The sequence below is a fragment of the Streptomyces sp. NPDC028722 genome, from assembly GCF_040637655.1.
GTDB lineage: Bacteria > Actinomycetota > Actinomycetes > Streptomycetales > Streptomycetaceae > Streptomyces.
In genome coordinates this window covers 128,177-147,068 of record NZ_JBEZWU010000018.1, presented here as the reverse complement: position 1 = coordinate 147,068, position 18,892 = coordinate 128,177, and the positions used below count along the sequence as shown (strand labels likewise).

General features: G+C 72.3%; 21 protein-coding genes. 11 read left to right on the top strand and 10 right to left on the bottom strand.

The window, feature by feature from the left end; translation table 11 throughout:
- Positions 1-93 precede the first annotated feature (93 nt).
- Both ddaH and rocD read left to right on the top strand, forming a co-directional pair.
- On the top strand, positions 94-903 hold the full coding sequence (ddaH, locus tag AB0F03_RS25625; RefSeq protein WP_361995939.1) for a dimethylargininase: 810 nt from the start codon (positions 94-96) through the stop codon (positions 901-903).
- A complete protein-coding gene (gene rocD / locus AB0F03_RS25620) occupies positions 903-2,120 on the top strand; it encodes an ornithine--oxo-acid transaminase (RefSeq protein WP_361995938.1) in 1,218 nt (405 codons plus the stop codon). The genes ddaH and rocD overlap by 1 nt, the downstream gene beginning before the upstream one ends.
- Positions 2,121-2,172: 52 nt before the next feature.
- Here rocD and AB0F03_RS25615 read toward each other — a convergent pair whose 3' ends face one another.
- A complete protein-coding gene (locus tag AB0F03_RS25615; protein WP_361995936.1) occupies positions 2,173-2,826 on the bottom strand; it encodes a DUF305 domain-containing protein in 654 nt (217 codons plus the stop codon).
- A gap of 96 nt (positions 2,827-2,922) precedes the next feature.
- Positions 2,923-3,273, bottom strand: coding sequence for a DUF6153 family protein (locus tag AB0F03_RS25610; protein WP_361995999.1), 351 nt, complete (start codon positions 3,271-3,273; stop codon positions 2,923-2,925).
- A 429-nt stretch (positions 3,274-3,702) separates the two neighbouring features.
- Between AB0F03_RS25610 and AB0F03_RS25605 the strand changes: the two genes are divergently transcribed.
- Entirely contained in the window at positions 3,703-5,415 is a 1,713-nt protein-coding gene (locus AB0F03_RS25605) for a SpoIIE family protein phosphatase (protein WP_361995934.1), read from the top strand.
- A 67-nt stretch (positions 5,416-5,482) separates the two neighbouring features.
- On the opposite strand, the gene AB0F03_RS25600 is transcribed toward AB0F03_RS25605, so the two are convergent.
- The gene (locus tag AB0F03_RS25600; protein WP_361995932.1) at positions 5,483-5,827 is read right to left on the bottom strand and encodes a MerR family transcriptional regulator; all 345 of its coding nucleotides are present in this window, start codon (positions 5,825-5,827) and stop codon (positions 5,483-5,485) included.
- 626 nt (positions 5,828-6,453) lie between these two features.
- On the opposite strand from AB0F03_RS25600, the gene AB0F03_RS25595 reads away from it, so the two are divergent.
- From AB0F03_RS25595 to AB0F03_RS25560, 8 genes are all read left to right on the top strand, one after another.
- Entirely contained in the window at positions 6,454-6,972 is a 519-nt protein-coding gene (locus AB0F03_RS25595; RefSeq protein WP_361995930.1) for a toxin-antitoxin system HicB family antitoxin, read from the top strand.
- Positions 6,973-7,054: 82 nt separating this feature from the next.
- Complete coding sequence (locus tag AB0F03_RS25590; protein WP_361995928.1) at positions 7,055-7,900, top strand: DUF4097 family beta strand repeat-containing protein; 846 nt, start codon at positions 7,055-7,057, stop codon at positions 7,898-7,900.
- A 78-nt stretch (positions 7,901-7,978) separates the two neighbouring features.
- Positions 7,979-8,977, top strand: a complete 999-nt coding sequence (locus AB0F03_RS25585) for an ATP-binding cassette domain-containing protein (protein WP_361995997.1) — start codon at positions 7,979-7,981, stop codon at positions 8,975-8,977.
- The gene (locus AB0F03_RS25580) at positions 8,974-9,756 is read left to right on the top strand and encodes an ABC transporter permease (protein ID WP_361995926.1); all 783 of its coding nucleotides are present in this window, start codon (positions 8,974-8,976) and stop codon (positions 9,754-9,756) included. Before AB0F03_RS25585 ends, AB0F03_RS25580 begins: the two co-directional genes overlap by 4 nt.
- Before the next feature lie 112 nt (positions 9,757-9,868).
- The gene (locus tag AB0F03_RS25575) at positions 9,869-10,090 is read left to right on the top strand and encodes a SpoIIE family protein phosphatase (RefSeq protein ID WP_361995924.1); all 222 of its coding nucleotides are present in this window, start codon (positions 9,869-9,871) and stop codon (positions 10,088-10,090) included.
- A 156-nt stretch (positions 10,091-10,246) separates the two neighbouring features.
- Entirely contained in the window at positions 10,247-10,663 is a 417-nt protein-coding gene (locus AB0F03_RS25570) for a polyketide cyclase (protein WP_361995922.1), read from the top strand.
- Positions 10,663-11,091 carry a MarR family transcriptional regulator gene (locus AB0F03_RS25565; RefSeq protein ID WP_361995920.1) on the top strand — a complete coding sequence of 143 codons (429 nt, stop codon included), beginning with the start codon at positions 10,663-10,665 and terminating at the stop codon, positions 11,089-11,091. Before AB0F03_RS25570 ends, AB0F03_RS25565 begins: the two co-directional genes overlap by 1 nt.
- A 470-nt stretch (positions 11,092-11,561) precedes the next feature.
- Positions 11,562-12,272, top strand: coding sequence for a lysophospholipid acyltransferase family protein (locus AB0F03_RS25560; RefSeq protein WP_361995918.1), 711 nt, complete (start codon positions 11,562-11,564; stop codon positions 12,270-12,272).
- Positions 12,273-12,346: 74 nt separating this feature from the next.
- Here the strand turns inward: AB0F03_RS25560 and AB0F03_RS25555 are convergent, their stop codons facing one another.
- The 7 genes from AB0F03_RS25555 to AB0F03_RS25525 all read right to left on the bottom strand — a co-directional run bounded on the left by AB0F03_RS25555 (position 12,347) and on the right by AB0F03_RS25525 (position 18,657).
- The gene (locus AB0F03_RS25555) at positions 12,347-13,942 is read right to left on the bottom strand and encodes an alpha/beta hydrolase (RefSeq protein WP_361995916.1); all 1,596 of its coding nucleotides are present in this window, start codon (positions 13,940-13,942) and stop codon (positions 12,347-12,349) included.
- A 138-nt stretch (positions 13,943-14,080) separates the two neighbouring features.
- A complete protein-coding gene (locus tag AB0F03_RS25550) occupies positions 14,081-14,905 on the bottom strand; it encodes an urease accessory protein UreD (RefSeq protein WP_361995914.1) in 825 nt (274 codons plus the stop codon).
- The gene (gene ureG / locus AB0F03_RS25545) at positions 14,893-15,570 is read right to left on the bottom strand and encodes an urease accessory protein UreG (RefSeq protein ID WP_361995912.1); all 678 of its coding nucleotides are present in this window, start codon (positions 15,568-15,570) and stop codon (positions 14,893-14,895) included. The genes AB0F03_RS25550 and ureG overlap by 13 nt, the downstream gene beginning before the upstream one ends.
- Before the next feature lie 73 nt (positions 15,571-15,643).
- On the bottom strand, positions 15,644-16,318 hold the full coding sequence (locus tag AB0F03_RS25540) for an urease accessory UreF family protein (RefSeq protein ID WP_361995910.1): 675 nt from the start codon (positions 16,316-16,318) through the stop codon (positions 15,644-15,646).
- Positions 16,318-18,039: an urease subunit alpha gene (locus AB0F03_RS25535; protein WP_361995908.1), complete on the bottom strand. Its 1,722-nt coding sequence runs from the start codon at positions 18,037-18,039 to the stop codon at positions 16,318-16,320. The genes AB0F03_RS25540 and AB0F03_RS25535 overlap by 1 nt, the downstream gene beginning before the upstream one ends.
- The gene (locus AB0F03_RS25530; protein WP_361995906.1) at positions 18,032-18,343 is read right to left on the bottom strand and encodes an urease subunit beta; all 312 of its coding nucleotides are present in this window, start codon (positions 18,341-18,343) and stop codon (positions 18,032-18,034) included. The genes AB0F03_RS25535 and AB0F03_RS25530 overlap by 8 nt, the downstream gene beginning before the upstream one ends.
- Positions 18,344-18,354: 11 nt before the next feature.
- Positions 18,355-18,657 carry an urease subunit gamma gene (locus AB0F03_RS25525; protein WP_361995904.1) on the bottom strand — a complete coding sequence of 101 codons (303 nt, stop codon included), beginning with the start codon at positions 18,655-18,657 and terminating at the stop codon, positions 18,355-18,357.
- Positions 18,658-18,892: the final 235 nt, after the last annotated feature.

Sequence of the window (18,892 nt, the reverse complement as noted above, 5' to 3'; positions counted from 1 at the left end):
TCCGCGCAGCTCATGTCGCTTGTCGTCCGTCTCCCTCTCTTCCTACCGTGGTGGCACCCCAAGTGACACACAGAAGAGCGGAGGAAACCCTCTGTGTCCGACGTGCGTGTGCAGCGCTCCCGGCGGTTCCTGGTCTGCGAACCCAGGCACTTCGCCGTCCAGTACGCGATCAACCCCTGGATGTCTCCGGACCGGCCCGTCGACGTGGATCTCGCCCGTGAGCAGTGGCAGGCGCTGATCCGCGCCTACCGCACCCACGGCCACACGGTCGACGCCGTCCCGCCGGTCCCGGGCCTGCCCGACATGGTGTTCGCGGCGAACGCGGCGTTCGTCGTCGGCGGCCGGGTCTTCGGCTCCCTCTTCCACGCCCCGGAGCGGCGCCCGGAATCGGTGCACTACGACACCTGGTTCACGACGGCGGGCTATGACGTGCACCGCCCGGGATCCGTGGCCGAGGGCGAGGGCGACCTGGTGTGGACCGGCCGGTACGTGCTCGCCGGCACCGGGTTCCGCACCACGCGGGAGGCGCACCGGGAGGTGCAGGAGTTCCTCGGCCACCCGGTGATCGGCCTGACCCTGGTGGACCCGTACTTCTATCACCTGGACACGGCGCTGTTCGTCCTGGACGACGACAACATCTGCTACTACCCGCAGGCGTTCTCGCCGGGCAGCCGGGAGGTCCTGCGGCGGCTGTACCCGGACGCGGTGCTCGCCACCCGCGAGGACGCGATGGCGTTCGGGCTGAACTCCGTCTCCGACGGCCGTCACGTCTTCATCGCACCCCGGGCCGAGGCGCTGGCCGAGCGCCTGTCCGGCCACGGTTACGTCCCCGTCCCCGTCGACCTGTCGGAGTTCCACAAGGCCGGCGGAGGCATCAAGTGCTGCACCCAGGAGATCCGCTGATGACCGCACCCGCGCGCACCCGTACGTCCGACGACCTGATCCGCGCCGAGGAGCCGGTTCTCGCGCACAACTACCACCCGCTGCCCGTGGTGGTGGCCCGCGCCGAGGGCAGCTGGGTGGAGGACGTGGAGGGCAACCGTTACCTCGACATGCTGGCCGGCTACTCGGCCCTCAACTTCGGCCACCGGCATCCGGCGTTGATCGAGGCCGCCCACCGCCAGCTCGACCGGCTCACCCTCACCTCCCGCGCGTTCCACAACGACCGGCTGGCCGGGTTCGCCGAGCGGCTCGCCGAGCTGACCGGTCTGGACATGGTGCTGCCGATGAACACCGGCGCGGAGGCGGTGGAGAGCGGCGTGAAGGTGGCGCGCAAGTGGGCGTACGACGTGAAGGGGGTCCCGGACGGGCAGGCGACGATCGTGGTCGCCGCGGACAACTTCCACGGCCGGACGACGACCATCGTCAGCTTCTCCACCGACGAGACGGCCCGCGCGGGCTTCGGCCCCTTCACGCCCGGCTTCCGGATCGTGCCGTACAACGACCTGGCCGCGCTGGAGTCGGCCGTCGACGACACCACGGCGGCGGTGCTGATCGAGCCGATCCAGGGCGAGGCGGGTGTGCTCATCCCGGACGACGGCTACCTCGCCGGGGTGCGCGAGCTGACCCGCCGCAAGGGCTGCCTGTTCATCGCCGACGAGATCCAGTCCGGCCTCGGCCGCACGGGCCGTACCCTCGCGGTCGAGCACGAGGACGTCGTCCCGGACGTGCTGCTGCTCGGCAAGGCGCTGGGCGGCGGCATCGTGCCGGTGTCGGCGGTCGTGGCCCGGCGCGAGGTGCTGAGTGTGCTGCACCCGGGCGAGCACGGCTCGACGTTCGGCGGCAACCCGCTCGCGGCGGCGGTCGGCACGGCCGTGGTGGAGTTGCTGGAGACCGGCGAGTTCCAGCGCCGGGCGGCCGAGCTGGGCGTCATCCTGCGGGACGGGCTGACCGGGCTGGTCGGCAACGGCGTGGCCGGGTTCCGGGCGCGCGGGCTGTGGGCGGGCGTGGACGTCGACCCGGCCCTCGGCACCGGTCGCGAGATCAGCGAGCGCCTCATGCGCGAGGGGATCCTGGTCAAGGACACGCACGGTTCCACGATCCGGCTGGCGCCGCCGCTGACGATCACGGCGGAGGAGCTGCGCAGCGCGCTGGCGGCCCTGGCGAAGGTACTGGCCTGAGCGACGGGCGGGCGGGCGCCGGTGAGGGCACCGGTGCCCGCCCGCCGTGCGGTCAGCCGGCGCCGAGGAGCTGCCTCATCTCCTCGATCTCGGCGGTCTGCGCGGTCACGACGGCATGTGCCATGGTCAGGGCGGGACCGTAGCGGCCCTTGTCCCGCTCGGTCGTGGCCATCTTCACGGCGCCCTGGTGGTGCGCGACCATCAGCGACAGGAACCGGCTGTCGAACTCCTTGCCGGTGGCCTTCTTCAGCGCCGCCATGTCGTCGTCGCCCATCATTCCGGGCATCGCCGACATGTCACTCATTCCGCTCATGCCGGAGTGGCTCGAGTGGTCCATGCCGGCCTTGGGCACCTGCTCGCCCCAGGACGTCAGCCAGCCGGTCATGGTGCGGATCTCCGGCCCCTGGGCCTTCTCGATCCGCGCGGCGAGGTCCTTCACCCGCGCCGAGGAGGCCCGGGCGTCGGCGAGTCCGGCCATCTCCAGGGCCTGCCGGTGGTGCGGGATCATGCCCTGCGCGAAGGCCACGTCCTGGGCGTTGTGCGCGGTGGCCGAGGCACTCGCGGTGGCCGAGGGCGTGGAGCCGCCGGCGCCCTCGGTGCCGCCGCTCCCGCCGCAGGCGGCGAGGAGGAGGGCGGCGGTCGCGGCGGCCACGGTGACGGCGGCACGGCGCGTCAGGGCGCGGGGGGTCTGCGTACGGGGGGTCATACGGGAACTCCTGCTGTTCCGGAGGGGTTTCGGGCACGCGTGGACGCGGCCGCGGCACCCGCGCCTGGCGGGCGGGGTGTGCGGCCGGGGCGGCCTCTAGATGCGCAGGAGTTGGAGTTCGGCCAGGTCGGGCGGCGCACGGGCACCCTCCGGCGCGGTGGCCGGACCGGGATGCGGGCAGGTGGCCGGCGCGGCGGCGTGCGCCGGGCCGGGGACCGGCGGGGGAAGCTGCGGGCCGCCGTCGACCGCGCCCGAGGCGCAGGCGGGGTCGGCGTGGTGCGGCCGGTGGCCACCGCAGTGACCGTCGGCGTCCGGGCAGTCGTCCGGCGCGGCGACGGCGACCGTGCCGTGCGCGGCCCGGACCTGCCCCGCGTGTGCCACGTGCCCCATGCCCCCGCCCGGCGCCAGAGCGTGCATACCGAGCAGCCCGGCCAGCACCGCCAGCACGAGCAGCCCACGCCACCGCGGCTGGGGCGGTGGCGTGGCGTGCGGTCGGGCACCGGTCGTCGGGGGCATCGGCCATATCCTACGGGTCCGAGTGATCATCGAGCAGAGGCACACCCCGGCCGCCGCCCACTCCAGGCCGCACCAGGCCGACCCCGCCGGACACCAGGCCCGTACCGGTGCGGCGCCGGAGCCGTCCATGGGAGCGGGTCCGGCCGGCGGGTGTGAGACTCGGTACTGCCGAGCGTGCGCGCGCGACGGAGCGTGCGCCGGGTCACGCTGTGGCAATGCCGACATCCGCGAGCACGGGATGATGGGAGAGGTCCCCGTCACGACGGGGCATACGGCAACGAGGCGTGCGCCGGATTTCGGCGCGCCGCGAGTGCGAAGCGACGAGCGGGGTGGCACCTCGATGGTCCAGGAGGCGAGGAGATGGCGGAACCGGAGAGGACGCAGACCGGTCAGCGGGAGACCCGGGCAGTACCTTCCGCCGGATCGGCCTGCGCGCTGGAGGCCATCGGGGCGGGCGCGTACGTCGTGGACGAGCAGGGCCGCATCCTCGCCGTCAACAGCAGTGCCGAACGCATGCTGGGCCGCTCCGCCGGGGAACTCGTCGGCCATGACGCCCACGACCTGCTGCACCGTGGGCCGGAGGGACAGGTCCTGCCCGCCACTCGGTGCCGCATGCGGCAGGCCTTCCACGCCGGACGTCCGGCGCAGGCCGACACGGACCACTTCGCCCACGCCGACGGCTCCGTACTGACCATCTCCTGGCTGATCAGCCCGTACACGCTGGGCCCGGGTGAGAGCGGCACGCTCGTCGTCTTCCACCCTCCCGAGCCGGTGCCGGATCCCGGTGCGCTCCCGCAGCCGGCCGTCGAGCCGCTCACCGAACTCGAACGACTGGCTCTGCTGGCCGAGACCACCACCCAGTTGACCTCCACCCTGGAGGTGGACGAGACCCTGCGCAGGCTGGTCACCCTGGTCCTGCCCCGGTTGGCGGACTGGGTCGTCATCGACCTGATCACCGAACGCGACGAGGTGTGGCGTACCGCCGTGGTCCAGGCCGACGGCGACCGTCTGATGTATCACGAGGACCTCCAGGGGCCGATGCCGCCCGTGCCGGAGGAGTCCCCGATGCCCCTGTCCCGGGCCCTGCGCGGCGTCGCCTCCACCCTGGCCGGCCCCGAGACGTACCACGGGCCGCCGGACTCCGGCATCGCGGTGGAACAGCGCCGCCTGTTCGATGTCACCGGCATCCACTCCGCGGCCATCGCCCCGATACGCACGGCCCGTGAGGTCCTGGGTGCGCTCACCCTGGGCCGGGCCGAGAAACCCGGGAACTTCACCGGCACCGACCTTCCCCTGGTCGAGGACATCGCCCGCCGGGCCGGCCTGGCCCTGGACAACGCCCGCCTCTACCAGCGCCAGCGCAAGGTCGCCGAGACCATGCAGAACCATCTGCTGCCGCAGATGCCGCGTGTGCCCGGGCTCCAGATGACCGTCCGCTACCTGCCCGCTCCCGACGGTTCGCACGTCGGCGGCGACTGGTACGACGCCTTCACCCTGTCCGACGGGGCCACCGGCCTGGTCATCGGGGACGTCGTGGGCCACGACCTGGAGGCCGCGGCCGGCATGGCCCAGCTGCGCAACATGCTGCGCGCCTACGCCTGGTCGCAGAAGGAGCCCCCCAGCCGCATCGTCGAACGGCTGGATGAGGCGATGATGCCCATCACCGACGTCACCATGGCCACCCTCGTCATGGCCCGGGTGGCCCGGGACGGCGGCGGGGAATGGGTGCTGTCCTGGACCAACGCAGGCCACCCGCCGCCCCTGCTGGTCACCCGCGACGGCCTGGCGTCCTATCTCACCGACGGCCACGGACTCCTCCTGGGAACGGGAGTCAACGCCTCCCGCCCCGACGCCACGGTCAAGCTGCCGCCCGGCTCGACCCTGCTGCTGTACACGGACGGCATGATCGAAGCGCCCGGGCAGACCCTGGACGACGGCCTGGACCGGCTGCGCCAGCACGCCGCCGCCCTCGCCCACCGTTCCTTGGAGTCCTTCACCGACGAGCTGCTGCGCCGCGTCCACCCGCCCGGCCTGGACGACGTCGCCTTCCTGGCCGTACGGACACCCCTGTGAAACGACCCCGGCCGCCGGCAGGGAGCGTGCGCCTGCCGGCGGCCGGGGTCCGGGCTTCGGGGTCCGGTCAGACCGGGGTCTTCAACTGCGCCCCGCCGCCCCGGGCACGCAGCTGCTCGTTGATGCGCTGAGCTTCCTCGAGCTGGTCCTCGAGGATGACGATGCGGCAGGCGGCCTCGATCGGGGTGCCCTGGTCGACGAGTTCGCGCGCGCGGGCGGCGACGCGCAGTTGGTAGCGGGAGTAGCGGCGGTGGCCGCCCTCGGAGCGCAGGGGGGTGATCAGGCGGTGTTCGCCCAGTGCGCGGAGGAAGGCGGGGGTGGTGCCGAGCATCTCGGCGGCCCGGCCCATCGTGTAGGCGGGGTAGTCGTCATCGTCGAGAGTGTCGACGGCGCGGGTACTGCGAGGGGGCATAGACCTCTTCTTCCCGGGGACGCATCGGGGGGCCCGGGCGCCTTACGGCACCCGGGCCCCGAGCTTTCAACACCATCTACCGGCAGACTTCGCCGGCGTTCTCTGTCCACAGGGTCCGCCTGGGAGGGCGGGGCTGCGGGGATCGCGGATGCGTGACCGGGGACCACCTTCCATTCCGGGGCCTGCGGTACCCGGGCGGACTTCTTCCTCGCCCGGGCGATCCTGATGGCGTTCGCTCCTTACTTTCGTTACTCGGTTCTGTACTGCTCGTACTGCTGGATACCGCGGGTACTGCTCGCGACCTTTCGGGTCACGTCCTGCTTGAACTGCATGCACGGCAGTTCGTCTCTGCCGTGCCCATGTGGACTTCTTGGCTACGTCGACAACAGTAGCCCAGCGACAGGGCAATGTCTACTGCCGCCGCGACAGATTTTCTCCACACCGCACGTCCGCAGTTCTGTCACCCGTACGGCCGAAAGCCTCCTTCGACACGGAGTGACACCACATGGCACCACCTGATGCCATCCAGCGCCACGTGACAGCGCACCGCCCGGTCGGCAAGTCCGTCCCACACGAGGCACCATGAAGGCTTGCGCATGGCACCACTTTGGCGCCATGATGGCGTCATGGATCTCACCCCCTATGTCGAAGCCCTGCGCCGGGAACTCGCGGTGGCCGCCGAGGCCGGCGGGAAGGAAGCCCGCGAGCTGGCCGAGCGGCTCACCGCTCCCCTGGAATCGGCGACCCGGCTGACCATGCTCCACGTGCTCTCCGCCGCGATGGACGAAGTCACCCGCGACCTCGCCCCCGGCTCGGTCGACGTACGGCTGCGCGGGCTGGACCCCGACTTCGTGGTGACGCCGCCACCCACCGACGCCGGTGCCACGGAAGCGGTCGCCGCGCCCGTCGAACCGCCCAGGGCGCAGCCGCCCGCCGACGCCGACGAGGGGGGCACCGCCCGCGTCAACCTGCGCCTGCCGGCCCAGCTGAAGGCCCGCGCCGAGGAGGCCGCGAGCCGCGAGGGCCTGTCGGTCAACGCGTGGCTGGTCCGGGCCGTGTCGGCCGCGGTCGACAGCGGCACGCGACCGCGCACGCCGGAGAAGACCCAGACCATCGGCCAGAGCTTCACGGGCTGGGTGCGCTGACCGCACCCGCACCCGCACCACTACACCCCCACCACGTCCCACCAGCGGGGACGATCCGAAGACCCAAGAGGACGGAACAGTCATGCCTTCTTTCGACACTCCCGAACCGGTTTCGGCCACCGCCCACGTGTACGCGGGTTCCATCCGGTTCACCGCGGGCGACCGCCCCGACACGGTCGTCGAGATCCTGCCCCGCGACCCGAAGCGGGACCAGGACGTGCGGGCCGCCACCCAGACCGAGGTGACGTACGCCAGTGGCGTCCTGACGGTCAGGACGCCCAAGAGCCGCAGTCTCGTCGGACGCGCCGGCACCGTCGACGTGACGGTCGAACTGCCCACGGGCTCGCACGTCGACATGACCGGCTCCTGGGTGCAGGTGCTCGGCGAGGGCCGGCTCGGCGAGGTGCGCGTGAAGACCTCGTCCGGTGACGTCCGACTGGACACGACCGGGCCGCTCCACCTGACCGCCTCCCACGGCTCGATCACCGTCGACCGGATCGAGGGCATGGCCGAGATCGCCACCAGCTCCGGCAGCCTGCGTGTCGGCACCGTCGACGGCCCCGCCGTCCTGAAGAACTCGCACGGCACCACGACCGTCGGCGCCGCGACCGGTGAGCTGCGGGTGAGCGGCGCCAACGGTGACATCGACATCGCACGCGCCGAGGGCTCGGTCACCGCCACCACCGCCCACGGCACCCTGCGCGTCGTCGAAGTCGCGCGCGGGACCGTGCAGCTGGAGACGGCCTACGGCGCCATCGAGGTCGGTGTCCGCGAGGGCACCGCCGCCTGGCTCGACGTCAGCTCGGGCCACGGGCAGGTGCGCAACACGCTCACCGCCTCCGAGACCCCGGAGAAGTCCGAGGACACCGTCGAGGTCCGCGCCCGTACCCGTTACGGCAACATCGACGTCCGCCGCGCCCGCCCCTGAGCACCGGCCCGCACACTCGCCCACTCCCCCACCGTCACGTCAGCCTCCGAACGGGAGCGCTCCATGCCTTCATCTGTCATGCCCACGCCCAGGCGGGCCGACGGTCCGCAACCGCCTCCCGCCGTCTCCGCCCTCGGTCTGCGCAAGTCGTACGGCGACAGGACCGTGCTCGACGGCATCGACCTGCACATCCCGGCCGGGTCCGTGTTCGCGCTGCTCGGACCCAACGGCGCCGGCAAGACCACCACCGTGCAGATCCTGTCCACGCTGATCGCCGCCGACGGCGGCCGGGCCCAGGTCGCGGGCCACGACATCGCCACATCGCCGGACGGGGTGCGCGCCGCCATCGGCGTCACCGGGCAGTTCGCCGCGCTCGACGACCTGCTCACCGCCGAGGAGAACCTGCACCTCATGGCCGACCTGCTGCGCCTGGGCAAGCGTGAGGGACGGTCCAGGACCAGGGAATTGCTCCAGCGGTTCGATATCGCGGACGTCGCGCGGAAGCGGGCCGCGACCTTCTCCGGCGGTATGCGGCGCCGGCTCGACCTCGCCATGACGCTGGTCGGCGACCCCCGGGTGATCTTCCTGGACGAGCCGACCACCGGGCTCGATCCCCGCAGCCGGCGCACCATGTGGGACACGGTGCGTTCGCTTGTCGCGGGCGGTACCACCGTCTTCCTCACCACCCAGTACCTGGAGGAGGCCGACCAGTTGGCCGACCGGATCGCCGTGCTCGACGGCGGCCGGATCGTCGCCGAGGGCACCGCCGACGAACTCAAGGCGCAGATCCCCGGCAGCCACGTACGGCTGCGGTTCACCGGCCCCGCCGAGTACGAGCGCGCGGCCACCGCCTTCCCCGGCGCGGCCCGCGACGACGAGAACCTCGCCCTGCGCGTGGCCGGCGACGGCGGCCTCGACGCGCTGCGCGCCCTGCTCGACCGGCTGGACGCCGCCGGGGTCCGGGCCGCCGGCCTCTCCGTGCACACCCCCGACCTCGACGACGTGTTCCTCGCCCTGACCGGTGAGGGCACCACCCCGACCGGCACCCCGCCGCACCTCAAGGAGACCCCGCGATGAGCGCCCTCAGCTACGCCGTGCACGACTCGATGACGATGCTGCGGCGCAACCTCAGGCACGCGCTCCGCTATCCAGCCGTGTCGCTCGGCGCCTCCATGATGCCGATCCTGATGCTGCTGCTGTTCGTATACGCCTTCGGGGACTCGATCGGAGCGGGCATGGGCGGCGGCCGGGACGCCTACCTGGAGTACCTGACCCCCGGCATCGTCATCATGGGAGTGGCGTCGGGGGCGATGTCCACCTCGATCGCGGTCTGCTCCGACATGACCGAGGGCATCATCAACCGCTTCCGCACCATGAACATCACGCGCTCGTCGTTCATGACGGGCCATGTCGTCGGCAGCGTCATCCAGACGATGGTGAGTGTCGTCCTGGTCGTCGCGGTGGCGCTCGCCCTCGGTTTCCGGCCGGACGCCGGCCCGTTGGAGTGGCTCGCCGCCGCCGGTCTCCTCACGGCGGTCGCGTTCGCGGTGACCTGGCTGGCGGCGGCGTTCGGCCTGATCTCCAAGACCGTCGAGTCCGCGAGCAACAAGCCGCTGCTGGTCCAGTTCCTGCCGTTCCTCGGCTCCGCGTTCGTGCCGGCCGGCTCGATGTCACCGGGGCTGCGCTGGTTCGCCGAGTACCAGCCGTTCACGCCGATGACCGAGACGCTGCGCGGGCTGCTCTCCGGTTCGGAGATCGGCGCGAACGGCTGGATCTCGCTCGGCTGGTGCGCCGGCATCGCCCTGTTCGGCTACGTCTGGTCGCGCTCGCTGTTCAACAGCACCACCAAGCGCTGAGCGCCCGGCGCCTCACCTGGAGCGCGGCCGGCTGGAGTGGAGCCCTGGGGGCGGCGGCGTCAGGTGCGCGGGACGTCCGACCCGCGCACCTGACTGGTACGTCGCCTGCGAGGTGGACGCCGATCACATCGGCCTGAGCGTCGGTGACGTAGCCGGCCACGGACTGCGCGAAGCGACCTTCATGAGTCAGATCACCGCCGCCCCGCGCAACATCGTGCCGCGTTGCGGAACCCGTCCCGGCGCCGCCCTGGAGGAAGTCAATGACCGTCCGTCAGGAGGACGACGGCCGCTGTGCGCGGCAGAGCCGGGCTCGTGCGGCCCGCCGCGGCAGTAAGTGGCCGGTCTCCGAAGTTCCCGGGGAGCTGCCGTGGAAGCGGCGCCCGCGTCAGGGCTGCCCTCGGACCGGAGGACGGGGGTCGAGGGACACGTGGACAAGTAGTCGCCGCGCAGATAATCTACGTGCAGATCATCTTTCACCGGGAGGCTTCTGATGTGGACGTACGAGCACAGCATGGAGACCGATGCCGCGCCCGAGGCGATCTGGCGCCTGTGGGCCGACGTCGAGAACTGGGGGGTCTGGAACGCCGACATCGCGAGCATCCGGATCAGCGGCCCGTTCGCGGCGGGGGCCGAGATCGTGATGACGCCGGCCGGGGACGACCCGGTGCACTTGCTCGTCGCCGAGGCGACCGCCGACGAACTGTTCGTGGACGAGGCCCGGTTCGACGGGCTGCTGCTGCGCACCATCCACCGGCTCGGCCGGGGCGAGAGGCTGCGCACCCGGGTGACGTACCGGATGGAGATCACCGGCGCCGGCGCCGACGAGCTCGGCCCGCAGATCGGCCCGGCCGTCACCGCGGACTGGCCCGAGACCATGGCCGCTCTGGTCAAGCTGGCACAGCACTGATGACCCTCACCCCCGGGAGCAGCCCCGGCTTCCTGCTCTGGCATGCCACGCTGCGCTGGCAGCGCGATATCGCCGCGGCCCTCGCACCCCTGGGCCTCACCCACGTCCAGTTCGTCCTGCTTGCCTGCACCTGGTGGCTGAACACGCACGGCGAACACCCCAACCAGCAGGCTCTGGCCCGCCAGGCCGGCACCGACGTCAAGATGACCTCGCAGGTCCTGCGCGCCTTGGAGGCCAAGGGGCTGATCGAGCGCGAGATCGACCCCGCCGACACCCGCGCCAAACGGCTGCGTGTCACCGGCGACGGTGCCGAGCTGGCCCCGCGCGCGATCGCCGCCGTCGAGGACGTCGACGCACGCTTCTTCCAGCCGGTGGCGCACGACGACGCTGTGAGCTTGCTCAAGCGCCTGGCCACCTCCGAGGACTGACGCCCCCGACGCGGACGCCGTGGGCCCCCGAACCCCCGGCCGACGGCGTCCGCGTGCCACTGACCGGCCCATTCCCACGCGAAGGAACGGCGACTCCTTCGCGACCGTCCGCTCCGCCGCACCGGTGTCGCTGCGTGCCCGCTAGCGCCATCGCCCGAAGAAGACGGCTTCCGGCCACAAGCCCCCATCAACTCCGTCCATCCGCCCGCCACCGCGTTCCAGACCCATCTCGTCGACCGACGCCGATGCCGGCCTCCGGCCCGAGAAGCACCGCGTGTCCGAGCGAGCGGCGGAGCCGGGCAGCCCACGGATCTGATCACCCGTCGAACAACTCGGCGACGGGTCAGCATGAGGTTGCCCGAAGGTGGCTACAGATGACGACACGTGCACATCCGTCCGTGTTCGTGATCCGTGGGTCGACCTGGGGAAACGCCGGTTCCAGCAGGAACCGGCGGAGTGAGGAGCGAGCCGTGTTCTACTACCTGCTCAAGTACGTGCTGCTGGGGCCTTGGCTCAGACTGGTCTTCCGTCCCCGGATCGAGGGCCTGGAGCACGTGCCCGCGTCGGGGGCGGCGATCATCGCCGGCAATCATCTGTCCTTCTCCGACCACTTCCTGATGCCGGCGATCCTGAAGCGCCGCATCACGTTCCTCGCCAAGGCGGAGTACTTCACCGGGCCCGGTGTGAAAGGCCGGCTCACCGCGTTCTTCTTCCGCGGCGCCGGGCAGATCCCGGTGGACCGTTCCGGCAAGGAGGCGGGCCGGGCGGCGATCCGTGAGGGGCTGGGGGTGCTGGACAGGGGCGAGCTGCTCGGCGTCTACCCGGAGGGCACGCGTTCGCACGACGGCCGGCTGTACAAGGGCAAGGTGGGTGTGGCCGTGATGGCGCTCAGGGCCGGGGTCCCGGTCGTGCCGTGCGCGATGATCGGCACGTTCGAGGCACAGCCGCCCGGCCGGGTCGTCCCCCGGATCCGCCCGGTCACCATCCGCTTCGGCCGGCCCCTGGACTTCTCCCGTTACGCGGGCATGGAGCAGGAGAAGGCGGTGCTGCGGGCGATCACCGACGAGATCATGTACGCGGTCCTGGCGCTGTCCGGGCAGGAGTACGTCGACGAGTACGCGGCCGTCGTCAAGGAGCGGGAGGCGGCCGGGAGGCGTGGGCGGGAGCGCGGGCGCCGCTGAGCCGGTCCCCTGGTGCCGGGCATGACGGAGGGGCGGCCGGTGTCCGGCCGCCCCTCGTCACCGTGCCGGTGCGGTTACGGCTTGGGCGTGGCGTGCGGGGCGCAGGTCACGTCCGAGCCGTCCAGCGTGCCGTCGATCAGGTAGGCGTCGACGCGCTGGTTGATGCACGGGTTGACCAGGCCGGTAACGCCGTGCGAGCCCGCGTCCCTCTCGGTGATCAGGCGGGAGCCCTTGAAGCGGTGGTGCAGCTCGACGGCGCCCTGGTAGGGGGTGGCCGCGTCCCGGGTGGACTGCACGATCAGGACCTTCGGCAGACCCTGGTGGGTCCTGACCTCCAGCGGGTGGTGCTGCTTGGCCGGCCAGGTGGCGCACGGCAGGTTCATCCAGGCGTTCGCCCAGGTCATGAACGGGTAGTCCGTGTTGAGCCGGGTGTTGTCCCGGTCCCACGTGTGCCAGCTGGTGGGCCACTTGGCGTCGGCGCACTCGACGGCCGTGTAGACGGCGTTGGAGTTCTCCGAGGCGATGTTGCCCGCGGTGTCCGACAGGTCCGGGGCTGCGGCGTCGACCAGCGCCTGGGTGTCACCGGCGACGTACTTGCTGAACACCGTGGCGACCGGCACCCACGAGGAGTCGTAGTACGGCGCGCTCTGGAAGAAGGAGATCAGCTCGGCCGGGCCGACGAGCCCGCCGATGGGGTTCTTCTTCGCGGTGGCGCGCAGCTGGAGCCACTTGTCCTGGACGGCGGCGCGGGTGGTGCCGAGGTGGAAGGCGGCGTCGTTCGCGGCGACCCAGTCCTCCCAGTCCTTCCAGCGGCCCTCGAAGGCGATGTCCTGGTTCAGGTTGGCCTGGTACCAGATGTTCTCGCGGGAGGGGTCGACGACGCTGTCCACGATCATCCGGCGCAGGTGGCCCGGGAAGAGGGTGCCGTAGACGGCGCCGAGGTAGGTGCCGTAGGAGACGCCGAGGTAGTTGATCTTCTTCTCGCCCAGCGCGGCCCGGATGACGTCGAGGTCGCGGGCGGTGTTCGGCGTGGTCATGTGCGGCAGCATCGCGCCGCTGCGCTCGCCGCAGCCCTCCGCGTACTCGCGGGCCAGCTTGCGCTGCGCGCTCTTGTCGGCCTCACTGTCGGGCACCGGGTCGGCCTTGGGCGCCTTGACGAACTCCTGCGGGTCCACGCAGGAGATGGGCGCCGAGTGGCCGACGCCGCGCGGGTCGAAGCCGACGAAGTCGTAGGCCTTGGCCACGTTCGCCCAGACGGCGTTCTTGTTGGTGACCCGGGTCGGGAAGCGCAGGCCGGAGCCGCCGGGGCCGCCCGGGTTGTAGACGAGGGCGCCCTGGCGCTCCTGCGGGGTGCCGGTGTTGCCGATACGGTCAACGGCGAGCTTGATCTGCTTGCCGTAGGGGTGGGCGTAGTCGAGCGGCACGCTGACCCAGCCGCACTGGATGGGCTTGGCCAGCCCCCAGCCGGTGGGGCAGTCCTGCCAGTCGATGCCGGCCCGGGCGGCGCGGGCGGCGGCCGTCGCGGCGCCCCTGGCCTCCCGGTCCGGGCCGGGCCGGGAGGCGGCACCGGCCGTGGGGGCCGACACCGCCCCGGCGATCAGGGTGGCGGTGACGAGTACTCCGGCGGAACCGAACGCCAACAGGCGGCTCTTCGGTCTGTTCTCCCTCAAGGGGGCCCCTCCCCGTACCTCGCTGCGAATGGTCAGGCGGGGATCCTCTCGGTTGTGAGCCCGCTGAGAACAGGGTTTGCCGCCCATCTTTACCAATCCGATAACCGGATGATCAAGTCTCGCTGAGCGGGGCCCTGTTCAGCGGCCGACCTCGTCGAGCCCGACGAACCGGTCCGGCCCGCCCGGCCCGTCCGGCCCGTCCAGCCGGTCCAACTCCGCGTCCAGCAGCCGCCGCAGCCGCAGTGCGTCGGGGGCGACCGCGCTGACGAGCACGGCGGGCCCGGCGAGCGGCACCAGCGCGGCACACTCCCCCAGCATCCGCGCGGCCGGCGGCTCCCCGGCGAACTCGGGCCGCACCACCACGAGTTGACCGACGGCCCGGTGTCCGGCGAGCACGGCCGGCCCGTCCCAGCCGCCGGGCGCGCCGGGCCCGCAGGCCAGCTCCTGATCCAGCACCGTGCGGCCCGCCACCCGCACGGTCAGCCGGCTGGTGAGCCGCCCGGGCTGCTCCCCGGCCCGCCCGAGCACCTGCTCCTCGCGCAGCACGAGCCGGGCGCCTGCGCCGACTTCGGCCCGGGTCGTGACGTACAGGTCGCTGCCCTCGGCCGATATCAACTGCTCCGGCATCCAGTGCAGTTCGCCGCCGTCGGCCACGTCGAGCCGTACGTCGTAGCGGGCTTCGTCCCCGGTCTGTCCGGGCAGCGCGATCGTGGCGGCGGCCGAGCCGACGTGCAGCCGGGCGCCCTGTTCCACCCGCGCGGCCAGCGTGAAGCGGTCGCCGCCGAGCGGACCGCTCATCGCACCGACGACCATGACCCGCGCCCCGGGTCCGGCCGCCCGGGTGCGGCGCAGCGCCAGCGGGCCCTCGCCGTCCAGGACGGGCAGGGCCGTACCGCCGCGGCCGTCGGCGCGGGCGACGACACGGGCCCTCGCCCGGACGCCGGCGAGTCTCACGCCGTCCACGCGGCGAGCCGCTCACGGACCCACGCGGCCACGTCGGCGACGCCGGTCCCGCCGCGCAACGACTGGAACACGACCGGCAGTCCGGCCCGCTGCGCCTCGGCGTCGGCGGCCATCCGGGTGAGGTCGGAGCCGACGTACGGGGCGAGGTCCGTCTTGTTGACGACGAGCAGGTCGGCGGTCGTGACGCCGGGCCCGCCCTTGCGCGGGATGTCGTCGCCGCCGGCGACGTCGATGACGAACACCTGGGCGTCCACGAGCCCCTTGGAGAAGGTCGCGGTGAGGTTGTCGCCGCCGGACTCGACGAGGATCAGGTCCAGCGGACCGACGGCGTCCTCCAGGTCCTCCACCGCCTCCAGGTTGGCGGAGATGTCGTCGCGGATCGCGGTGTGCGGGCAGGCGCCCGTCTCCACGGCGGTGATCCGCTCGGGCGGCAGCACGGCCTCCCGGAGCAGGAACTCGGCGTCCTCACGGGTGTAGATGTCGTTGGTGACGACGGCGAGGGACAGTTCGTCGCGCAGTTCCCGGCAGAGCGCGGCGACGGTGGCGGTCTTGCCGGATCCGACGGGGCCGCCGAGTCCGATGCGCAGGGCGCGGCGCCGTCCGTCGGGGCGGCGGGCGTCGGCGCTGAGAGCGGCCGGGCCGTCGTGGGTGTGGTCGAGGTGCATGTGCGGCTCCAGTGGGACAAGGGGTGGCCCGCCCGGCCCGTCCGGGGAGGCAGGACAACGAGAACGGGGGGCTTCAGGACGCGAACAGCCGTACCGGCCAGGCCGCGTGCCATTCGGCGGCGACCTCCAGCAGGGGGCCGGAGGCGGCCGGCAGGGCGTCGACGCCGTCGTCGGCCACCCGCCGGGCCGCCGTCACGGCCCGGTCCGCGACGCGGTCCAGCTCCGGCGCCAGCCGGGCCAGCACACCGGTCGCGTCGAACGGGTCGAGACCGAGCAGGCGCACGGTGGCCGTCGCCGGCCCGCTCACGCTCTCGTACGCCGCGCAGTACGCCGCGTCGTCCGGGCCCAGTCCGGCCGCCCGCGCGGCGACACCGAGGACCACCGGCTGGTGCGCCCCCTTCGGGAACCGCCGTGCCAGTGCGTCGAGTTCACCGCACGGCCAGCTCGCCCGCGTGGCCCGCAGCAGCTGGCGCCCGAGCCGGCGGGCGGCGCTGCGCAGGGCGGGCGACGGCGTTCGGGCGTCCGCCGCGGCGTCCAGTTGCTCCGGCTCCGCGCCGAGTACGGCGGCCGCCGCCAGCGCTCCCGCGACCAGCCCGGCGGTGTGCAGCCGGCCCCGGCAGAAGTCCTCCAGGCTCGCGGCGCCGGTGATGCGGCCCGCCCTGACGGCGGCCTCCGCCCCGCCGGAGTGCGCGTGGCCTCCGGCGGGGAAGCGGCCGTCGGCCAGGACGAGCAGTGCTGCCCTGGACATCAGAAGAGGAAGTAACGCTGGGCCATGGGCAGTTCGACGGCCGGGCCGGCCTCGACCAGTTCCCCGTCGATGCGCACGGCGAAGCTGTCGGGGTCGATACGGACGTCGGGCCGGGCGTCGTTCTCCCGCATGTCGGCCTTGGTGACCGCACGCGTGGAGTCGATCGCCACGAACCGCTTGCCCAGTCCCAGCCGTTCCGGCAGCCCGTCCTCGATCGCGAGGCCCGACACGAAGTTGACGGAGTTGGCGGCCGGGGCCCTGCCGATCGCGCCGTACATCGGCCGGGGCAGGATCGGCTGCGGGGTCGGGATGGAGGCGTTGGCGTCGCCCATCTGCGCGTAGGCGATCTGTCCGCCCTTGAGCACGAGGAGCGGCTTGACCCCGAAGAACGCGGGCTCCCACAGCACCAGGTCGGCGAGCTTGCCCGTCTCCACGGAGCCGATCCGGCTGCCGAGGCCCTGGGCGAGCGCCGGGTTGATCGTGTATTTGGCGACATAGCGACGGACGCGGTGGTTGTCGGCGCGTCCGTCGCCGGGCAGTGCGCCGCGCCGCCGCTTCATGACATGGGCGGTCTGCCAGGTGCGCAGGACGACCTCGCCCACCCGCCCCATGGCCTGGGAGTCGGAGGAGATGATGGAGATCGCGCCGAGGTCGTGGAGGATGTCCTCCGCGCCGATGGTGGAGGGGCGGATCCGGGACTCGGCGAACGCCAGGTCCTCCGGGACGGCCGGGTTGAGGTGGTGGCACACCATCAGCATGTCGAGGTGTTCCTCGGTCGTGTTGACGGTGAAGGGCCGGGTCGGATTCGTGGAGCTGGGCAGGACGTTGGGCTGGGAGACGACCGTCATGATGTCGGGTGCGTGACCGCCGCCGGCGCCCTCGGTGTGGTACGAGTGGATGCCCCGGCCCGCGATCGCGGCCAGGGTGTCGCCGACGAACCCGGCCTCGTTCAGGGTGTCGGTGTGGATGGCGACCTGGATGCCGGTGCGGTCGGCCACGGTGAGCGCGGCGTCGATGACGGCCGGGGTGGATCCCCAGTCCTCGTGCAGCTTCAGGCCGACGGCGCCGCCGCGGATCTGGGAGAGCATCGCCTCGTGGCTGACGGTGTTCCCTTTGCCGAGGAGACCGACGTTGACCGGGTAGGCCTCCATCGCCTCCAGCATGCGGGCCAGGTGCCAGGGGCCGGGCGTCACGGTGGTCGCCTTGGAGCCCTCGGCGGGGCCGGTGCCGCCGCCGACCAGGGTGGTGATGCCGGAGGCCAGCGCCTCGTCGGCGACCTGGGGGCAGATGAAGTGGACGTGGGCGTCGATGGCACCGGCGGTGAGGATGCGTCCGTTGCCCGCGATGATCTCGGTCTCGGGACCGATGACGAGGTCGGGGTGGACGCCGTCCATGGTGTCCGGGTTGCCGGCCTTGCCGAGGGCGGTGATCCGGCCGTCGCGGATGCCGACGTCGGCCTTGACGACGCCCCAGTGGTCGACGACGACGGCACCGGTGATCACGGTGTCGGGGGTGCCCTCGGCCCGGGTGGCGCGGGACTGGCCCATGGACTCGCGGATGACCTTGCCGCCGCCGAAGACCGCCTCGTCCCCGGAGCCGCCGGGGCCACGGGAGCGGTCCTCCTCGATCTCTATCAGCAGGTCGGTGTCGGCGAGCCGGATGCGGTCGCCGGTGGTGGGGCCGAACAGGTCGGCGTAGGCGCCGCGGGAGATCTCAGGCATCGAGGGCACCTCCGGTCTCGCCCCGCAGGCCCGGCACGATCCGGGCGCCGGTGAGGGGGACGAGTTCGACCTCGACGGGGATGCCGGGCTCGAAGCGCACGGCGGTGCCGGCGGCGACGTTCAGCCGCCTGCCGCGCGCGGCGGCACGGTCGAACTCCAGCCCGGGGTTGGCCTCGGCGAAGTGGTAGTGCGAGCCGACCTGGACCGGCCGGTCGGCGGCGTTGAGGACGGTCAGGCGGGTGACCTCGCGGCCCTCGTTGACGACGACGGGGCCGTCCGCGAACAGGATCTCTCCGGGAATCATCGCGGCGCCCCTCAGAAGATCGGCTCGTGCACGGTGACGAGCTTGGTGCCGTCCGGGAAGGTGGCCTCGACCTGGACGTCACGGATCATCTCGGCGACCCCGTCCATGACGTCGTCCCTGCTCAGGAGCTTACGGCCGGAGGACATCAGCTCGGCGACGGTACGGCCGTCCCGGGCGCCCTCCAGGATGTGCGACGTGATGAGGGCGACCGCTTCCGGGTGGTTGAGCCGGAGCCCGCGGGCCCTGCGCTTCTCGGCCACGTCGGCCGCCACATGGATCAGCAGCCTCTCTTGCTCGTGCGGGGTCAGTTGCACGTCCCACCTCACAGTCCTTGCTCCGGACCGTGCGGGGTCCGGTTGCCGCAGCCACCGCGACGGGGATAGGTGTAACACACAGACAAATCCCCGGATCATCATCAATCCCGGGCAGAAAAACCCATGGTGGCGTGGAGCGGCAGGTTAGAACGCCGGAGTTTCAACGACGTTAACCCGGCCTTGATCGTCGGATGACCGTGCGATGGGCTTCGCCATACCGGCTCGCGCCGGGCGG

Bases quoted from the DNA above. Each gene is read 5' to 3' on its own strand.
- rocD (WP_361995938.1), top strand. From the start codon at position 903: ATGACCGCACCCGCGCGCACCCGTACGTCCGACGACCTGATCCGCGCC.
- AB0F03_RS25615 (WP_361995936.1), bottom strand. From the start codon at position 2,826: ATGACCCCCCGTACGCAGACCCCCCGCGCCCTGACGCGCCGTGCCGCC.
- AB0F03_RS25605 (WP_361995934.1), top strand. From the start codon at position 3,703: ATGGCGGAACCGGAGAGGACGCAGACCGGTCAGCGGGAGACCCGGGCA.
- AB0F03_RS25600 (WP_361995932.1), bottom strand. From the start codon at position 5,827: ATGCCCCCTCGCAGTACCCGCGCCGTCGACACTCTCGACGATGACGAC.
- AB0F03_RS25595 (WP_361995930.1), top strand. From the start codon at position 6,454: ATGGATCTCACCCCCTATGTCGAAGCCCTGCGCCGGGAACTCGCGGTG.
- AB0F03_RS25590 (WP_361995928.1), top strand. From the start codon at position 7,055: ATGCCTTCTTTCGACACTCCCGAACCGGTTTCGGCCACCGCCCACGTG.
- AB0F03_RS25585 (WP_361995997.1), top strand. From the start codon at position 7,979: ATGCCCACGCCCAGGCGGGCCGACGGTCCGCAACCGCCTCCCGCCGTC.
- AB0F03_RS25580 (WP_361995926.1), top strand. From the start codon at position 8,974: ATGAGCGCCCTCAGCTACGCCGTGCACGACTCGATGACGATGCTGCGG.
- AB0F03_RS25570 (WP_361995922.1), top strand. From the start codon at position 10,247: ATGTGGACGTACGAGCACAGCATGGAGACCGATGCCGCGCCCGAGGCG.
- AB0F03_RS25565 (WP_361995920.1), top strand. From the start codon at position 10,663: ATGACCCTCACCCCCGGGAGCAGCCCCGGCTTCCTGCTCTGGCATGCC.
- ureG (WP_361995912.1), bottom strand. From the start codon at position 15,570: ATGCACCTCGACCACACCCACGACGGCCCGGCCGCTCTCAGCGCCGAC.
- AB0F03_RS25540 (WP_361995910.1), bottom strand. From the start codon at position 16,318: ATGTCCAGGGCAGCACTGCTCGTCCTGGCCGACGGCCGCTTCCCCGCC.
- AB0F03_RS25535 (WP_361995908.1), bottom strand. From the start codon at position 18,039: ATGCCTGAGATCTCCCGCGGCGCCTACGCCGACCTGTTCGGCCCCACC.
- AB0F03_RS25530 (WP_361995906.1), bottom strand. From the start codon at position 18,343: ATGATTCCCGGAGAGATCCTGTTCGCGGACGGCCCCGTCGTCGTCAAC.